Consider the following 17,033-nt stretch of genomic DNA (forward strand, 5'->3'; position numbering starts at 1 on the left):
AATATCCTCCTTTTAGTCTTTTCTTGCGGTAAAGGTGATATACGGTACAATCACGATAAGCATAAAAAGTACCATAAGGACTGCAATGGCGGCTCCATAACCGACGTTATTGTACCGGAATGTTTGGGAATACATGTAGGTAGACATCATCTGGGTCGCATTATTGGGGCCTCCTGCGGTAAGCCCCATGATCACATCAAAAACCTTCATGGCGCCGACAATTAAATTTGCAATAACAATAACAAATGTTTCTTTCATCATGGGCATGGTGATGATAAAAAAACGGCTTAGATTAGAAGCGCCATCAATGGTAGCCGCTTCCAGCACTTCTTCGGGTACCGTCTGTAATCCTGCCAGAAAAAAAATCATCGGCAGTCCTGCGGACTGCCAAAGGGAAGCAAAAAAGATCGCGTAGATACTGGCAGTGGGACTGGATATCCAGCTTTGCTGGTAAGTACTGCCTAGTAGTTTCAATAGCTGATTAATAAAACCAAAGCTGGGATTATATATCCAGCGCCAGATAATTGCCACTGCAATGGACGCAATAACTGCGGGGAAGTAAAAAAATCCACGAAAGAAAGTACGGCCGACGAATGACTTGTTCAGCATAACCGCGAAGCCAAGGGAAACAGTCATGGTGGCAAAAAGGGATAATATAATCCAGATAAGATTATTTTTCAGAGCCATATCAAAAACGGGGTCTTTAAAGAGGGTAAAAAAATTATTCAGTCCCACAAATTCCATTTTTGCGATACCGTTCCATTTAAATAAACTGATAATTACGGAATAAAACACCGGAATTATCACTACGGAAAGGTAAATTACCCCTGCGGGTACTAAAAACAGCAAGGATGTGACACTTGATTTTTTCGCCGTCATTACGTTCCCCCGTTTTGCGGTATAAAAAGCGGACGATCGATGTCCGCTTTTTATACTTTTTTACTATTTGCTGCGATAGGCCGTAATAGCTGCCTGTATACGGGCTGCGCCGTCTTGGGGAGTTATCTGACCATTAGCAATACCGTCCTGAACCCGGAATAGTTCATCCGCAACTTCCGTCGGGAAGGCCTGGTCGGTAATGGTAAAAGTACCGTTCGTATTACTTGTTTGCATCATAATCGCCACATTGGGTTGACCTGCGGGCATTTCCGCATCCAGACGGGGCAGGGGCAGGTTATAATATTCGGCATACTTTGCAACATTTTCTTTACTGTAATAATAATCCAGGAATTTTATACAGGCCGCCAGCTTTTCGTTACTAAGATTCTTATTAAGCTGCATCATTTCAGCAAAGGCGGACATACGATTGGTCCCGCCGGAGGGGAAGGCGAAGGTACCATATTTACTTATATCCTGCTGTTCCTGGATGATAGTCCCGTCATACCATTGCCCCTGGACATCCATGGCCGCAGCACCGGAGAATACTGCCATTTGGGTATTATTAGGATCTGCGGTAACAAAACCGGCGGGAAAATAGCCCTTGTCGCAGAATTCCTTGTATTTGGTCAGGGCTTGTATCACCGCATCATTATTATGGCTGGTTTGGAAAGTGCTCATCGAATCGTGGAGCTGCGCCCCGGCATAATGTTCTATTAGCAATTCTACGAAACGCATCACATGCCAGCCGTAAAGGCCTGCAGTAGAGATGGGGGTAATACCATTCTGCTTCAATGTCGCGCATACCTGCTCAAATTGTTCAAAGGTAGTGGGAACACTCAGGTTGTACTTTTGAAATATATCCTTGCGATAATAAACGTCCAGAACATTATAAGCGGTAGGATATCCGGCCAGCTTGCCTGACAGGGTACAGAGATTCAACACCCCGGGACTAAAGGTGTTTTTCCACCCATTTTGAGCGGCATAATTGGTCAGATCGTAGACCAGATCATTTTCCGCAAAAAAACCGCCTAAACTGCCGCCCCAGTTAAACCACATATCCGGCAGGGTTTTGGAAGATGCCGCCACCTTGGTGGCATCCTTAATACCATCGGTGTCATAGTAGGCTGCGGTAACCTGGATATCGGGGTTTGCCGCATTGAATGCCTTAATAACAGCATCATAGGCTACTTGACGGGTACTCAAGGTCCAAACCGTCAATTGGGTCTTTCCACTGCCGCCGCCGGAACTTTGGCCACCGCCCCAAGCTGTTGTAAGGCTTAAAGCCGCCATCATGACCAGGGCCAAACCTGTTTTCATCGCTCTCTTTGTGTTCATCTTTTATTCTCCTCCATATAGTTATTTGAATAGAACCTATTCATTAGCTTTGAGTATACCCTCTGTCTTTTGAAATGTCAAACAAAAGAAAGGAAAAAAAAGTAAAAGAATACAATAAAAATCGTTTGACCTTTTTATTATTATGTTTTACTCTTTATTTATTCAGATTTCGAGGTTATAAATGGATAATGCAACTCTTAAAACGAAAGCAAACGAAATACGAAAAAGAACTGTAGCCATGATTACTAAAGCCCGTGGAGGGCATATGGGTTCTTCGTTATCCGAAGCGGACATTCTGGCGGTTTTATTTTTTAAGACCCTCAATTTTAGGCCTGAAAACTTGAGCGATCCGGAACGGGACCGCTTTGTTCTGAGTAAAGGGCACGCCTCTGAGGGGTATTATTCCGCTCTGGCCGAGGCGGGCTTTTTCCCTACGGCATGGCTGGACAGTTATTTGTCCCATGATTGTCCCCTCACCATACACCCGACAAACCATGTGCCGGGGATCGAAGTTTGTACCGGAGCTCTGGGACATGGTTTTCCCATCGCCGTGGGTATGGCCCTGGGGGCCAGAAAAACAGATAAAAAATCCCGGGTTTTTGTCCTTACCGGTGATGGTGAATTGGAAGAAGGTACCAACTGGGAAGCCGCTATGGCAGCTTCCTATTACAAACTTGGAAACCTCGTTTTAATTGTAGACGCCAACGGGCTCCAACTTGCAGATTCTGTGGCGAATACTATGGAAATAAACCCGCTTAAAGAAAAGTTACTTAGTTTCGGTATGGATGTCCACGAAATTGACGGTCATGATACGGCGGCCATGGCGGACCTTTTTGATTCCCTGGACTATTCGGGGAATAAGCCCCACGCGGTGATTGCCAAAACGATAAAAGGTAAGGGCGTTTCCTTTATGGAGAATCGCCCTGAATGGCATCATACCATTCCCAGCGAGGAACAGGGTATCAAGGCCCTGGAGGAATTGAAGATATGAAAGAGAATTCAGACTTAGAACTTCGGGATGCAGCGGTTAGTTCTTATATAGATATGATTAAACAGGGTGCAAATATCATGTACCTGGTGAGCGATTCGGTTAGTACCAGCAAGATAAAACCTTTTCGGGATCTGTTTCCCGAGCGCTTAATCAATGTGGGTATAGCCGAACAGAACCTTATGGGTATAGCCGCAGGTTTGGCCAACAGCGGGATTATTCCCATTACCGGAAACGCCGCACCGTTTTTGATTTCCCGTTCCAACGAACAGCTTAAGGTGGATATTTCCTATTCGAACAGTAATGTCAAAGTTACCGGATTGCATCCCGGTTTCAGCTACGGGACCGATGGAATAACCCATCATGAGGTGAATGATATTTGTTTTATCCGCGGTATGCCCAATTTTGAGATATATGTTCCCTGCGATCCCCGGGAATGTAAACAAATGTTGGAGTACGGGGTTCTTAAACGGCAGGGACCAGTCTATGCCAGTCTCAATACAGGGAAGTTTCCGGTTATTACACCGGACTCCTATACTTTTACACCCGGCCTTCCGGTTCGTTTTTCTGAAGGGAAAGACCTCACCATTATTGCCCTGGGGACTGCAGTTCATGATGCACTCAAGGCCGCCGAAAGCCTTAAGGGCCGTGTTACCTGCGATATTTTTGCTCTTACTTCCATCAGGCCCTTTTTGCCTGAGGCGCTCATCGAATCAATACGTAAAACCGGCTTGGTATTAACTGTTGAACAGCACTCCACCCACGGAGGCGCCGGGAGCCTTGTGGCGGAATTGATCGCCGAACAGGGTTTAGGCGCCCGTCTTAGGCGTCTGGGGATACCTGATGGTTCTTTTACCCGGAATTGGACAGCAGGGGATAATAAGGCTTTTTTCAGGCTGGATGCCGCCGGTATTGCCAAAACCCTGGAAGAAATGATAGTATAACTATCTGAAAAGGATGATTCATTGGATGTTTCCGGAACAAAGACGTGAAAAGATACTTGAGCTTCTTCGTGAGAACGGCAGCTGCCGGGTTCAGGAGCTAAAAAAGATTTTTCAAGTCTCGGAACCCACTATACGTCAGGATTTGGAAACAATGGAACATGCGGGGCTTATCATCCGTCAGCACGGGGGAGCCTTCATCAGTAATTATTCATCCTTTGCCGCTGATATACAGCTTGAACGGCATATCAACATGGATCGTAAAACACTTATCGGAGCCAAGGCTGCGGAATTTGTCAATTCCGGGGACAGTGTTATCCTTGATTCGGGAACCACCGTTACGGAGATGATTAATCCCCTGTTAACTAAAAAGGAACTCAAGATAGTCACCCCAGCCATCAATATAACCTTGGCTTTGGGTAAAGAGCCGACCAATACTATTGTTATGCCCGGAGGAGAATTCAAAGCTCCCACGCTTTCCCTGACCGGTGAAAAATCGGTTTCCATTTTTAGTGATCTTTATGTGGAGAAACTTTTTCTAGCCGCCGGGGGCTTCTCCCTGGAGGCGGGTCTCACGTATCCAAGTTTTGTAGATCTTCCCTTAAAACGGGCTATGATCAATTCGGCTAAAACGGTATATCTACTGGTGGATTCAAGTAAGCTGGAAAAAATTCTCTTTGCTTCTCTCGGGTGTTTGGATAAAATTGATTTTCTTATTACCGATGCAGGGATTAGTCAGGATTATGTTAAACGACTGGCGGATATTAATATAGAAACCGTTATTTGCGGCGAAACCGGGGACATTTAAATAATATAACAAGGGAAGTCTCCGGAGGTTTCCCCCCTCGATACCTCGTCATATGATTTAAATGATTGCATTATCACCCATTCTGCATTAAAATACTAAAAGCCACTGACAGGCAGAGTCGAAGAGAGGTGTCTATGGAGTTTGATTACGGTGTCATCGATGAGGTTATCGATGAATGGGGAGCCGCGCCTAATGCGATAATACCGGTTTTGCAGGGGGTACAGGAAAAGTACAACTACCTACCCCCGGAGATTTTTCCCTATATTGCGGAAAAGTTAGGGGTAAGCGAGGCCCGGATTTTTGGGGTGGCTACCTTTTTTGAAAACTTTTCCCTGGATCCGAAGGGGAAGTTTATTATTAAGGTCTGTGACGGTACGGCCTGCCATGTGCGGAAATCCCTGCCCAACCTGGAGCGGCTCCGTAAGGAACTGGGGCTTTCTGAAAAGAAGATAACCACCGGGGATCTGGGTTTTACGGTCCAGACCGTGGCCTGCCTGGGGGCGTGCAGCCTGGGGCCGGCGCTGACGGTGAATAACAAGGTATATGCCAATATGACTCCCGAAAAGGTGAGTGCCCTGCTGGCAGAGCTGAAGGCACAGCTTGCAACGGAGTCCCCCGCGCAACTTGCAAAGGGGGTGGCGGAATGAAATTAGCTACCAGAGAAGCCCTGCAAAAGGTCAGGGAAACCTACAAAAAAGCTTTGGATGCGGAAAAACGGCGGATCTTCGTGTGCGCCGGGACGGGGTGTATCGCCTCGGGCTCCATAGCGGTCTACGATAAGCTGGTTGAAATAATTAAAGAGAAAAATCTCCCCTGCTCGGTGGAGCTGAAGGAAGAACCGGGACATCCGGTGGGGCTTAAAAAAAGCGGCTGCCACGGCCTGTGCGACCAGGGGCCCCTCATCCTGGTTGAACCCGAGGGCTGGCTCTATACCAAGGTTAAACCCGAGGACGCGGGGGAAATCGTTGAGAAGACCATTTCTGCGGGTAAGCTGGTAGAACGGTTGGTGTATCAGAAGGACGGAAAGGGGATACCCCACAAGGCTGAGATACCTTTCTATAAGAAACAGACGCGGGTGGTCCTGGGGGACTGCGGTGAAATAAACGCCGAATCAATTAAGGAGTACCTTGCCATCGGGGGGTACAGCGCTTTTGAGAAGGCGCTCTTTGACATGACCCAGGAACAGATCATCGGCGAGGTGACGGAGTCTAATATCCGCGGCCGGGGGGGCGCGGGCTTCCCTACAGGGATTAAGTGGAACCAGGTGCAGCGCCAGAAGAACACCCCCAAGTACGTGGTGTGTAACGGCGACGAGGGAGATCCCGGGGCTTTTATGGACCAGAGCGTCATGGAGGGGGTACCCCACCAGATGATCGAGGGTATGCTTATCGCGGCCCGGGCTGCAGGGTGTACGGAAGGGTACATCTACGTCCGTGCGGAGTATCCCCAGGCAGTAAGCCGGCTGCGGATAGCTATAGCCCAGGCCCGGGAGTTCGGCCTGTTGGGTGATAATATCCTGGGGTCGGGGTTCAGTTTTACCTTAAAGATATTCCGGGGGGCCGGGGCCTTTGTCTGCGGTGAAGGCAGCGCCCTAACCGCGTCGATAGAAGGCAAGCGGGGAATGCCCCGGGTTAAACGGTTCCGTACCGTGGAACAGGGGCTGTTTGAAAAGCCTACCCTGCTTAATAACGTGGAAACCTTTGCCAATATCCCCCTGATCATCCGGAAGGGGGCGGCTTGGTACAAGGGCATAGGCCCTGGGGGGAGTCCGGGAACCAAGACCTTCGCCCTTACGGGGGATATCGTGAACACGGGGCTTATCGAAGTGCCCATGGGAACATCCCTGCGGGAGGTTATCTTCGACATAGGCGGGGGCATTAGGAACGGTGCGGAGTTTAAGGCGGTCCAGATAGGCGGACCCTCGGGGGGCTGCCTTACCGCGAAGGATCTGGAACTGCCCATGGACTTCGACTCCCTCAAGGCAGCGGGGGCCATTATTGGTTCCGGGGGCTTGGTGGTGATGAACTCCGGCACCTGCATGGTGGAGATAGCCCGGTTCTTCATGAACTTTACCCAGAACGAATCCTGCGGGAAGTGTATTCCCTGCCGGGAGGGAACCAAGCGTATGCTGGAAATCCTGGAACGGATCGTGGTGGGCCTGGGCAAGGAAGGGGACATAGAGCTCCTGGAGGAACTGGCGGACACCATTGCTGCTACCGCTCTCTGCGGTCTGGGAAAGACGGCGCCCTTCCCGGTTATCAGTACTATCAAAAATTTCCGCTCCGAATACGAGGCGCATATACGGGACAAACACTGTCCCGCCGGGAGCTGCCAGAAACTGAAGGTTATTACCATAGACCCCGGAGCCTGTAAGGGCTGTACGAAATGTGCGAAGGGCTGTCCCGTGGGCGCCATAAACGGTTCGCCGAAGAGTATCCACGAGATTGATCAGAGTAAGTGTATCAAGTGCGGCGCCTGCGTAAGCGCCTGTCCCTTTGGGGCAGTCAAGGAGGCAAGCTGAAATGGCTGTCAGAGAATTCATGACCATAGACGGAGTTCCCGTGGAAATTGCGGGGGAGAAAAATATTTTGGAATTGATCCGTAAGGCGGGGATAGATATGCCTGCCTTCTGTTACAATTCGGATCTGTCCGTATACGGGGCCTGCCGTATGTGCATGGTGGAGATTGATGGGGGCGGCTTGGACTCGTCCTGCTCCTCCATTCCCAAGCCGGGGATGGTGATACGGACCAACACGAAGCGGCTGCGGAATTACCGGAAGAATATTTTGGAACTGCTCCTGTCGAATCACTGCCGGGACTGTACCACCTGTGAGAAGAGCAAAAACTGCAAGCTCCAGGAACTGGCCCTGCGTTTTGACCTTGGGGATGTACGGTTTCCCAACACCAATGCGGTGCCCCGGCTGGATGAATCGTCCCTGTGTATAATCCGGGATGAAAGTAAATGTATCCTCTGCGGGGACTGTATCCGTATGTGCAACGAGGTCCAGTCGGTTGGGGCTATTGATTTTGCCGGCCGCGGCGCTAAGATGCGGGTAAGCCCGGTTTTTGGCGAGCCTATCGGGAAATCCCCCTGCGTTGGCTGCGGGCAGTGCGCCGCGGTGTGTCCCACCGGGGCCATCACCGTGAGGAACGATACCGACAAGATCTGGGCGGCCCTGGATGACCGGAACACTAAAGTTACGGTCCAGATAGCCCCGGCGGTACGGGTGGCGGTTACCAGGGAATTCGGCTTTGCCCGGCGGGAAAACGCCATCGGCCTTATCGTGGCGGCGCTGCGGCGCATGGGCTTTGATGAGATCTACGATACGGCGACCGGCGCGGACATTACGGTGCTGGAGGAGGCGAACGAATTTCTCAAGCGCGTTGAGAATGGGGAAGGCGGGGGCATGCCGCTTTTTACTTCCTGCTGTCCCGCTTGGATACAGTTTGTGGAAAAGAAATACCCCGAGCTGCTTCCCCATATATCTACCTGCCGTTCTCCCATGCAGATGTTTGCCGCGGTGATCCGGGAGGAATCCAACCTTGCAACCAGCAAGCCCCATGTCCATGTGGCGGTGATGCCCTGTACGGCCAAGAAGTTCGAAGCCGCCCGGGATGAGTTTAAGGTTAACGGGAAACCCCAGGTAGACTATGTGATCACCACCCAGGAGCTGATCAAGATGATCCGGGAATCGGGGATTATCATGACTACCCTGCAGCCTGAAGCGGTGGACATGCCCTTTGGTACCATATCCGGGGCCGGGGTTATCTTCGGCGTTTCCGGGGGCGTTACCGAAGCGGTGCTCCGCCGGGTGACCACGGACAAATCCGCGGGAACCCTCATGTCCTTGGGCTGGACCGGGGTGCGCGGCATGGAGGGTCTCAAGACCACCACCATCCCCTTTGGGGATAAGCAGCTGAAAATAGCAATAGTGAGCGGCCTCAAGAATACTGCGGACCTTATTGAGCGGATAAAATCCGGGGAGGAACACTACGACTTTGTGGAAGTTATGTCCTGCCCCGGGGGCTGTGTTTCCGGCGCCGGGCAGCCTTCGGTTGGCTGGGAGGAAAAGCTTTCCCGGGGGCAGGGACTGTACGCAGCGGATAAGCTTTGTAACGTCAAGCGATCCGAAGAGAACCCCCTGATGATAGAGCTCTACGGCGGCCTGCTTAAGGGCAAGGTGCACGAACTGCTCCACGTAGATTATCTGCACAAGGAGGCGCACCATGCTTGAGTTATGCGTTTGTATCGGAACTTCCTGCCACACCAAGGGCGCTTACAATGTGATCCAGACGTTTCAGCAGATGATCGAGGAAAAAAGCCTCCACGGGAAGGTCAACTTTAAGTCCAGCTTCTGTATGAAGGAGTGCGCCAAGCCCGGCGTGTCGGTCTCCGTGGGCGGAGACCGACACCGTGTTCCGGCGGAAGAGGCCCGGGAGTTTTTCAACACCGTGGTGGTTGGGAAGGTGTAGATTAACTACGAATCAAGAAGCGGCAACTGATAAACAGTTTTTTCGCCGTTCATCGTAGTATATGGCTTCAATTTCCTCCACCCGCGGGAGAAGTCCCTTTTCGTAGATATAGTCCCAGCCCACCCAGCGAATTTTAGCATCCCCAGGCAGGGGGTAGCGGACCGCGCTGTTCACATGGGCAAACCAGCCATCGGCCATGATCTGCCCCAGTTTGGGGCTGAAAAGCCATTCTGCGGCGGCCCTTTGGGGTTCAGTCAGGTCCTTTTTTATCAGGGCGTACATGGGGTTGAGTACCGCCCCGTCTTCGGGCCAGATAATTTCCAGGAAATCCCGCTTGGGAACTGCGTGGGCAAAAAACCAGGATATAAAATAGACACAACAGCCATCCCGGTTTCCCAGGGAGTCGGCGGCCATTTCGGGGGCCCGGCCGGCAAAGCCGATATTGCGGGCCAGGGAACGTATTCCCTCTTCACCCTGTTCTTTCCAAATCTCCAGAAGGAGGAGTTCCGTAATATCCTCCGGAGCAAAGCCGGTTCCCACGCTCCCTTCGTAAATAGGATTGGTAAGATCCGAAACAGATCTGGGCGCAGGCCGGCCATTGAGACGCCGGTGGTTCACCAGGAGCACATAGGGCATGGCCCCGAAGATGCTGAAATTTTCCCGGGGGTCCCGAAGATCCAGGTTCCGGAAAAGGGGATGTACCGGCTGGGGCAGAGGCCATTGGACAAAATATTCCTGTTTTTCCGGGGACTCCAGGAAATTCCCGGTAAAGTATTCCCCGTACCCGGATTCGGAGACCACCGCGGGAAATTTTGTCATATCCTGAATCGCACTAATATTATAGTAGATATCCACTCCGCAGCCCCCCATGGGAACCACGCCCTTAAGTTTTGGATCCCGGGACCGGTTGTATTCGGTCTCAAAATCCTTCCAGGCCGTAGAAAACCGGTCTTTGATGGGGCAGTGGACATGGCCCAGGTAATCCAGATTTTCCCGCATTGAATCGGGAACCAGTTCGATGATCGACTCTTTCTTCATAATAAACTCCTTTCTTTTACGGAAGTATTTTCCGCTATTTGCAACGAAGTTTCCCGCGCAAAAAACGATTCCATATCAAAATCCAGGGAGGCCCCTTCCCGGAGCAATTCCCGGAGGGCCAGAAATTTCTCGCTCAGCTCCCCCATGAGGGCCGCATTGTGCCGTTCAGCCGGGCTGGTTTCGATGATCCGTCGCACCCCGCCCCGGTGTATGCAAACCCGCCGTTGTCCCAGCAGGGCCAGCACCGGATCGTGGGTGGAAACCAGGACTATCTTGTCCTCATTCACCAGCAGCTCCAGAGCCCGGCTGCGGTCCACCCCGGCGTTTTCCAGCTCGTCGATGAGCACCACCGGGGAGGGGCTGAGCAAGGCAGTATCGGCGATCATCAGGGACCGGGACTGGCCGCCGGAAAGCTGGGTAATCGCCGTATCCGCCGACAGCGCTTCCCCGGTGAGCCGGTTGGCGGCGGCTACGATTCGGTCTACCAGGCCGGGGCCGGAAAAACGGTCCCCCAGGGCAGCCAAATTACGGCTTTCGGCGTGCATGAGGATAAATTCCTTCACCGTAAGGTCCATGATAAAGTTCATGTTCTGGGAAAGCTGGGCTATCAGCTTTCCTTCCAGGGAATAGCGCTGTTCCTGGCTAGGGGGTCGGTCGTCCAGGAGTAGACGCCGCCCTGTGGGGGTATCCCCCTGGGCAAGGCAGCCTATGTCCTCCAGAAAGCGGCTTTTCCCGGCGCCCGTGGGCCCCACCACGCAGAGTATGTCCCCCCGGTTCATGGTCAGGGTAAAATCTTCAGGTAAGCCATCCTTGTCGCGGCCCCCCAGGATAGTAATACGGTGTATATCCCTAGACATGGGCTTCTCCATCCGCCGGTATTTCGATTTTCCGGGCAATCATACTGTTGGTGGCGTAATCCGGGCCTATGCGGGTTTCTCCCAGGCAATAGGAACACAGGGCAGAAGGCAGGGGGAAGCGGATTTCAGAATGGTTTAGGGTGGCGATTTCCGGGGCATCCCGGAGAAAACGGGCCAACTCAAAGGCGCCCTCCCCGGTAAGGCCGTTTACAAAGAGGAAACGGGCGTTCCGGTTTGCCTCCCGGGCCCGGAACGCAAAGACCTCCCGTTCCGCCTGGGAAACCACATCCGCCTTGGTGATAATCACCATGTCGGCGAAAAGGAGCATGGGGCCGATTTTTTTAGGGGTGTTAACCCCGGAAAGACAGTCGATGACGCAGAGGGAGCGGACCCCCTTGATATGGGGGGAACAGCGGTTACAGAGCCCGGCGCTTTCGCTGAAGAGGAAGTCCAGATTGCGGGAAACTCCCCAGCTTATACAGTCCTCAATATTGGTGATGAAGTAATGGTCCGGACAAAAATTCCCCGAGATGCCCGTGAGTACCGGAATGCCCTTCTTGCGGTAGAGTTCGTCATCGGTGGTGGAGATACAGTCAAATTTAACCGCCCCCACGGTGAAGCCCTCTTTTAAAAGAACCTCCGCCGTTTTGATGGCAGCCGAAGTTTTACCCGCCGAGGGGGGCCCCGCAAAGGTTACGAGCCTCATGACCGCGCCTCCGGGGATACTGCGGGTTTGCGAAGAAGGAGCCAGTCCCCGGTATCATCGTGGACCACCCGGACATCGAAACCCAGGGTCTGTGCAACCGGGGCGTAATCATCCGGAGTGGAACCCAGGGTCGTTTTCTGCTGACGCACCCCAAAGTCATTGCCGTTCCGTTCCGACATGATGCGGTAAATTTCCGCCTTGAGGGCCGGGCTGCCGTAGCCCCCGCCCATAAGCGCCGTACCCCCCGGCGCCAGGATACGCCTGATTTCAGTCAGGCTCCGTTCCTTGTCCCAGAACCACATGGCTCCCCGGCTGATAACCAGGTTTACCGAAGCATCCGGAATAGGCATGGTGTGTACATCCGCGCAGAGGGTTGTTATACGAGCCCGATCCCTTTCTTTGATGCGCCGGGCGGCCAGTTCCAGAGCGTAGGGGTTTGAATCTAAAAGGGTGATTTCATTCGTAAATAATTCCGCCGCAGCCAAGCCCAGGTGGCCTCCGCCGCAGCCTAGGTCCACACAGCGGCCCCGGTCCACACAACTGCCCCGGTCTATCCCGGCAAGTTCCAGGAGCCGCCGGGCGATAAGTGGGTATATGGGGGCAAAAACTTCATCCGCTATGCAGTCGAATTCTAAGGCTTTGGCCTGAGAAGGTGTGGTGGCTTGGGGAATAGTATTTCCTCCTTCGATACTGCCGTGAATTATACCAGGGAAAGCCGTACTTTATCAAGATACCTTTCTGCTCAAACATGATGAAACCAAACGAAACAAGGGGAATGGTGAAATGGGCGCTGGGTTACCAATTTATAAAACCTACGGCCTGGTCAGTATTTCCGGGGAGGATCAAACTGTAACGGCTCTTTCATAACAAAACACCTATGAAACAGAATAAAATATCAAGATGAATTATTACGAAATAAACAAAACCAAATAAAACATGTAAAAAAAGGATATAACATGTTGACAATAGGTCGTTTTATTGTAATAATTTCCGATAATAGGTCTGGCTAGTATATGGTCGGAATCTATATTAATGGAGGTATTGTATGTTTTTAAAGAAAAATTGGAGTTGGGTATTCAACCTTGCACTTGCACTGAGTATCCTTATGCTTATTGCCTGTCCCATGGAAAGCGACGATGATGATATCCCTCTTCCCGCCCCGGGATCCATCCAGATAACGGCGAATGATGGAGCCCTGGTATTACAATGGACCAGGGTTGCCGCTGCTGGGGGTGTTGATCCCACCTATAAAATATTCATAAGTGAGTCCAATAATAGCTTAGAGGCAGTCGAGATATTTCCCACTGACGGCAGCGGCGGGTCGCTGGTAAAATACACCATTAGTGAGCTTGAAAATCACAAGACCTATTATATCTGGGTAAAGGCTGCATATGCAGGACTTGGGGAATCAGATTTCACCGGCGTGTATCAAGGAACACCCATTCCACCGCCGGCCAACCCCGGTACCTTGACCGTTGCACCCTATGAGGAAATGCTTGGGGTAAGCTGGGTTGCGGTAACAGACGCGTCTTTCTATGAGGTATATTACAAAGCGGGCGGGGCAGGGGAAACACCGCCTACAGATGCAACCATGGAAACCGTAGCCGAACCAACGGTGATGATTGAGGAATTAGACAATGGTACAAGTTATACGGTATGGGTTAGGGCCGGGAATACCGCCGGTAATTCCGCCGGATACGCCACCGCCGCGGGAACGCCCGTAGTTCCTACTACACCGCCGACGGCAGACAAGAAACCCGAAACCCCCACCGTTGTTCCGGGAAATGCAAAATTAACCTTGAAATGGACTCCTGTTTCCGATGTCCCCAGTTATAAATTGTACTACGGAACCACCAATGATTTCTCCCAAGCGACACCGGTTGAAAAACCTATCCTCCCAAAGGCATCGCCAGTGAGCGGTGATATTACCGGCCTCGTCAACGGCACATCCTACTATGTATGGGTCCAGTCCTGGAATTCTGCTAGTACTAAAGATAATTCACCGGTCAGCGACCCTGCGAGCGGAATTCCCCAAGCGAAAGCTGCAATTGATTACAGTAACACAACATTTAGTTTAGGCAGCGCTGGCGCCGAGTTTGTCTATGCCCAGACTCTTCCCCCCAGCGTCTTTAATCCGACCGGAAGGCCCAATTCGGACCGTATGACCCGGGTACAGGAGACCGGTTTAGGTAATCTGTTTACCGATGGCGCTGCATGGTATATCAGGGATAAATATCCTGAGCAAAACATTAGCTTTGTATTCCTCCATGGGGCCTACATAGACAATGTACTTCCGGCCGGGGATATTACCGTGGGCAGTCTTTCGGCTATAGTCCGAACGGCTGACAGGGAAGATAAATTCGTGCTCCTCTCCCTGACTGGGGCTCAGCTCAAAGCCTTCTTCGACGAGGTGGCCGATGTAGTACACAGCGGCAGGGGCGGACCTTCGAACACCGCTTTCTTCGGCAATGTTTCCAGCGAAGTACACTACACCCTCCAGTATCGTAAACCGCCGGAACTAACACAGGCGATAATCGACGGAACAGAAGCAAAATACAGCGATATGGACACTTCGCCGTATACGAGGGGGCGCATAAAAGCCGGTACCCTCAAGATAAACGGAGTGGATATTGATGATACAAAAACTTACCGTATCTGTACCACCGAGACGCTTGCCACCGGGGCATTTTTTGATACCCTGTTAGATGGTATAAATAAAGTGGTGACCGATGACATCTTCTGGCACGGAGTAGCGGAATATATCTACGATCAGGGTGCGGATCTTATTCCACTGGTTGATGGCCGTATTGTGATCGAAGGGGGAGTTCCCCTTCCATCGCCCTGGGTAGCGGGTGACTGGATTTATACTGAGGAGTGATGAATCACCCCTATCCTGCAGCAGTATTACTGCTGGCCCTTGTCTTAGCCTGGACGCCGGAACTTACCGGCGCCCAGGAAGCGGCGGCGGATACTTCGTCCGTTTCCATGGAAGCGGACGAAGCTTTGCCTGAGGACACCGAAGTATTCCGCCTGCCCGAAGCGGGGGTAAATGCCAACCAGGACACCCCCGAACTGATTACCCGGGAAGAGATGGACCGGGATGACGTCAATGATCTTTGGGAGGCGGTGCGGTACACCCCGGGGGTGATCCTTTCCGGGGGCGGCCGACGCAACGATTCTAACTTTTCGGTTCGGGGTTTTGGTTCGGACAGTGTTCCTGTCTTCGTGGACGGAATAGTCATGGCCAATCCTTACCGGGGAGAAGGGGATGGCGCCCGTTTCCTTACTGGGGATATGGAAAGCATCGAAATAGAAAAGGGGTACAGCTCGGAACTCCTGGGGGCAAATACCCTGGGGGGAGCGGTGCTTCTCCGTACCGCGAAACCCAAAAAACCCTTTGAAGCTTCCCTTAAAACCAGCTTTGATTTTGACAGCATCCTGCATTATGCGGACGCAACCCATGTGGTAAGCGCCGGAACTAAGCTGGAGTATTTTTACGCCAAGGCGGTATTCCAATACCGGGATGTGGATCATTACAGGCTTCCTGAAGATTTTGAGCCCACAACGGACAACCCCCAGGAAAAGGGGGACCGGCTCTGGTCCGATTCCGACGATTTAAAGCTTACCCTTATGGCGGGGACAACCCCCATACCGGATCTTGATATTTGGCTTGCCTATGTGTATCAGGACTCGGATAAGGGGCTTTCTCCTCCGGATACCAATCTTCGGGATTACGCTATCTGGGAATGGCCGGTATGGAAGCGGCACAGCGTTTCTCTCAACAGCATCTTTGCTGCCGGTCCCCTCTCCTTCAGTGCCCTGGCGTACTTTGATAAATACGATAACCGTCTGGATGAATACTATACCTTGAAGGCTTGGCAGCGGGGTATCCATGCACCCCATTCGGATTACGATGAATATTCCACCGGCGGCCGTCTTACAGGAACATGGGAAATAAATAGCTGGAACACCCTTCAGGGAGCGCTTACGTATAAAAAAGAAGATCACCTAGGACTGCGGGGCAGTTACAAGAATGAGGATGATCTGACCGAGGAGATGCATGTTAATGAAGATACCTGGTCGGTGGGTATGGAGCACGCGATAAACCCCTGGGATCCCCTGACGGTGAAAGCCGGGTTCGGATTTGACGCACTCATCCCCAATGAATACTGGAATGAAGAAAATGAATACTTAAAACTTCTGGATGCCAGTTATTTTATTGTTAAGACCCAAGATAAGTTTCTCTATACCTGGCAGGCCGGGGCTTTTTATAAGATCACCGGGGATCACGAACTACGACTGACCTATGCCCGGAAAAATCACTTTCCCAATATGTCCCAGCGCTATTCAACCCGGTTCGGATCGGCCATGCCAAATCCAAACCTGGGACCGGAAATCGCCAATCACTTTGAGCTGGGTTACCGGGGGTATTTCGGCGGCATCGGAGACTTCATTTACGCCCTTACCGTGAATGCCGCCCTGTACTACAGTGTTATTACCGGAAAAATTGTAACCGTTGGATGGCCGAACCCGCATCACCCCAGCGCATCCGTGGATATTTCCCGAAACCTGGATTCAACTGCTTTCTGGGGGTTCGAGTTGGCCCCTGAAATAAGTTTAAAAAAATTCCTGAGTACCGGCATGAGCTTCTCATGGAACCAGAACACCATCAATCACAGCCAAGCCGGCATTAAGGTCCTGCCCTATTACCCGGAAATTACCTTGAACGGGTATATGGTGATCAAACCCCTGGAAGTGCTTTCGATTATTCCCCGGGTAGAATATACGGGTTCCCGTTTTGCCAACACCGAGGGATTTGAAAAACTGGAGGCCTATTTCCTCGCCCACCTCAAGGTAAGCTATGACTTTGGTAAATATATTACCGCCTCCGTAGGGGTGGAAAATATTTTTGACAAATACTACGAAATCAGGCAATATGCTCCGATGGCAGGACGGAGCTTTAATATCTCTCTAACTGCCCGTTACTAGAAAGTTAGTCCATTGATCA

Annotated in this window: 15 protein-coding genes; 9 read left to right on the forward strand and 6 right to left on the reverse strand. The window is 51.6% G+C overall.

Going from position 1 to position 17,033, the window contains the following annotated elements:
* Nucleotides 1–12 precede the first annotated feature (12 nt).
* Nucleotides 13–879, reverse strand: a complete 867-nt coding sequence (locus tag TPRIMZ1_RS0114960; protein ID WP_010261927.1) for a carbohydrate ABC transporter permease — start codon at nucleotides 877–879, stop codon at nucleotides 13–15.
* A gap of 63 nt (nucleotides 880–942) precedes the next feature.
* Nucleotides 943–2,214 (reverse strand): ABC transporter substrate-binding protein, encoded by a 1,272-nt coding sequence (locus TPRIMZ1_RS0114965; protein WP_010261929.1) that lies wholly within the window; start codon nucleotides 2,212–2,214, stop codon nucleotides 943–945.
* A gap of 181 nt (nucleotides 2,215–2,395) precedes the next feature.
* On the opposite strand from TPRIMZ1_RS0114965, the gene TPRIMZ1_RS0114970 reads away from it, so the two are divergent.
* The 7 genes from TPRIMZ1_RS0114970 to TPRIMZ1_RS0115000 all read left to right on the forward strand — a co-directional run bounded on the left by TPRIMZ1_RS0114970 (nucleotide 2,396) and on the right by TPRIMZ1_RS0115000 (nucleotide 9,424).
* On the forward strand, nucleotides 2,396–3,205 hold the full coding sequence (locus tag TPRIMZ1_RS0114970; RefSeq protein ID WP_026043744.1) for a transketolase: 810 nt from the start codon (nucleotides 2,396–2,398) through the stop codon (nucleotides 3,203–3,205).
* Nucleotides 3,202–4,146 (forward strand): transketolase family protein, encoded by a 945-nt coding sequence (locus tag TPRIMZ1_RS0114975; RefSeq protein WP_010261935.1) that lies wholly within the window; start codon nucleotides 3,202–3,204, stop codon nucleotides 4,144–4,146. The genes TPRIMZ1_RS0114970 and TPRIMZ1_RS0114975 overlap by 4 nt, the downstream gene beginning before the upstream one ends.
* Before the next feature lie 25 nt (nucleotides 4,147–4,171).
* The gene (locus TPRIMZ1_RS0114980; RefSeq protein ID WP_010261939.1) at nucleotides 4,172–4,951 is read left to right on the forward strand and encodes a DeoR/GlpR family DNA-binding transcription regulator; all 780 of its coding nucleotides are present in this window, start codon (nucleotides 4,172–4,174) and stop codon (nucleotides 4,949–4,951) included.
* A 134-nt stretch (nucleotides 4,952–5,085) separates the two neighbouring features.
* Entirely contained in the window at nucleotides 5,086–5,598 is a 513-nt protein-coding gene (locus tag TPRIMZ1_RS19245; RefSeq protein ID WP_010261941.1) for a complex I 24 kDa subunit family protein, read from the forward strand.
* Nucleotides 5,595–7,472: an NADH-quinone oxidoreductase subunit NuoF gene (locus TPRIMZ1_RS0114990; protein ID WP_010261943.1), complete on the forward strand. Its 1,878-nt coding sequence runs from the start codon at nucleotides 5,595–5,597 to the stop codon at nucleotides 7,470–7,472. The genes TPRIMZ1_RS19245 and TPRIMZ1_RS0114990 overlap by 4 nt, the downstream gene beginning before the upstream one ends.
* Nucleotide 7,473: 1 nt before the next feature.
* The gene (locus TPRIMZ1_RS0114995) at nucleotides 7,474–9,186 is read left to right on the forward strand and encodes a [FeFe] hydrogenase, group A (RefSeq protein WP_010261946.1); all 1,713 of its coding nucleotides are present in this window, start codon (nucleotides 7,474–7,476) and stop codon (nucleotides 9,184–9,186) included.
* Nucleotides 9,179–9,424 carry a (2Fe-2S) ferredoxin domain-containing protein gene (locus TPRIMZ1_RS0115000; RefSeq protein ID WP_010261948.1) on the forward strand — a complete coding sequence of 82 codons (246 nt, stop codon included), beginning with the start codon at nucleotides 9,179–9,181 and terminating at the stop codon, nucleotides 9,422–9,424. The genes TPRIMZ1_RS0114995 and TPRIMZ1_RS0115000 overlap by 8 nt, the downstream gene beginning before the upstream one ends.
* Before the next feature lie 12 nt (nucleotides 9,425–9,436).
* On the opposite strand, the gene TPRIMZ1_RS0115005 is transcribed toward TPRIMZ1_RS0115000, so the two are convergent.
* From TPRIMZ1_RS0115005 to TPRIMZ1_RS0115020, 4 genes are read right to left on the reverse strand one after another with little or no spacing between them, the layout of a single operon-like run.
* The gene (locus tag TPRIMZ1_RS0115005) at nucleotides 9,437–10,462 is read right to left on the reverse strand and encodes an ABC transporter substrate-binding protein (RefSeq protein ID WP_010261949.1); all 1,026 of its coding nucleotides are present in this window, start codon (nucleotides 10,460–10,462) and stop codon (nucleotides 9,437–9,439) included.
* Nucleotides 10,459–11,319 (reverse strand): ATP-binding cassette domain-containing protein, encoded by an 861-nt coding sequence (locus tag TPRIMZ1_RS0115010; RefSeq protein ID WP_010261950.1) that lies wholly within the window; start codon nucleotides 11,317–11,319, stop codon nucleotides 10,459–10,461. Before TPRIMZ1_RS0115010 ends, TPRIMZ1_RS0115005 begins: the two co-directional genes overlap by 4 nt.
* Nucleotides 11,312–12,025: a GTP-binding protein gene (locus tag TPRIMZ1_RS0115015; RefSeq protein ID WP_010261952.1), complete on the reverse strand. Its 714-nt coding sequence runs from the start codon at nucleotides 12,023–12,025 to the stop codon at nucleotides 11,312–11,314. Before TPRIMZ1_RS0115015 ends, TPRIMZ1_RS0115010 begins: the two co-directional genes overlap by 8 nt.
* Nucleotides 12,022–12,561 (reverse strand): class I SAM-dependent methyltransferase, encoded by a 540-nt coding sequence (locus TPRIMZ1_RS0115020; RefSeq protein WP_010261953.1) that lies wholly within the window; start codon nucleotides 12,559–12,561, stop codon nucleotides 12,022–12,024. Before TPRIMZ1_RS0115020 ends, TPRIMZ1_RS0115015 begins: the two co-directional genes overlap by 4 nt.
* 509 nt (nucleotides 12,562–13,070) lie before the next feature.
* On the opposite strand from TPRIMZ1_RS0115020, the gene TPRIMZ1_RS0115030 reads away from it, so the two are divergent.
* Complete coding sequence (locus tag TPRIMZ1_RS0115030; protein ID WP_010261955.1) at nucleotides 13,071–14,903, forward strand: fibronectin type III domain-containing protein; 1,833 nt, start codon at nucleotides 13,071–13,073, stop codon at nucleotides 14,901–14,903.
* Nucleotides 14,903–17,014 carry a TonB-dependent receptor gene (locus tag TPRIMZ1_RS0115035; RefSeq protein ID WP_010261957.1) on the forward strand — a complete coding sequence of 704 codons (2,112 nt, stop codon included), beginning with the start codon at nucleotides 14,903–14,905 and terminating at the stop codon, nucleotides 17,012–17,014. The genes TPRIMZ1_RS0115030 and TPRIMZ1_RS0115035 overlap by 1 nt, the downstream gene beginning before the upstream one ends.
* Nucleotides 17,015–17,033 lie beyond the last annotated feature (19 nt).

Origin of the sequence: Treponema primitia ZAS-1, assembly GCF_000297095.1 — a bacterium.
Classification (GTDB): domain Bacteria; phylum Spirochaetota; class Spirochaetia; order Treponematales; family Breznakiellaceae; genus Termitinema; species Termitinema primitia_A.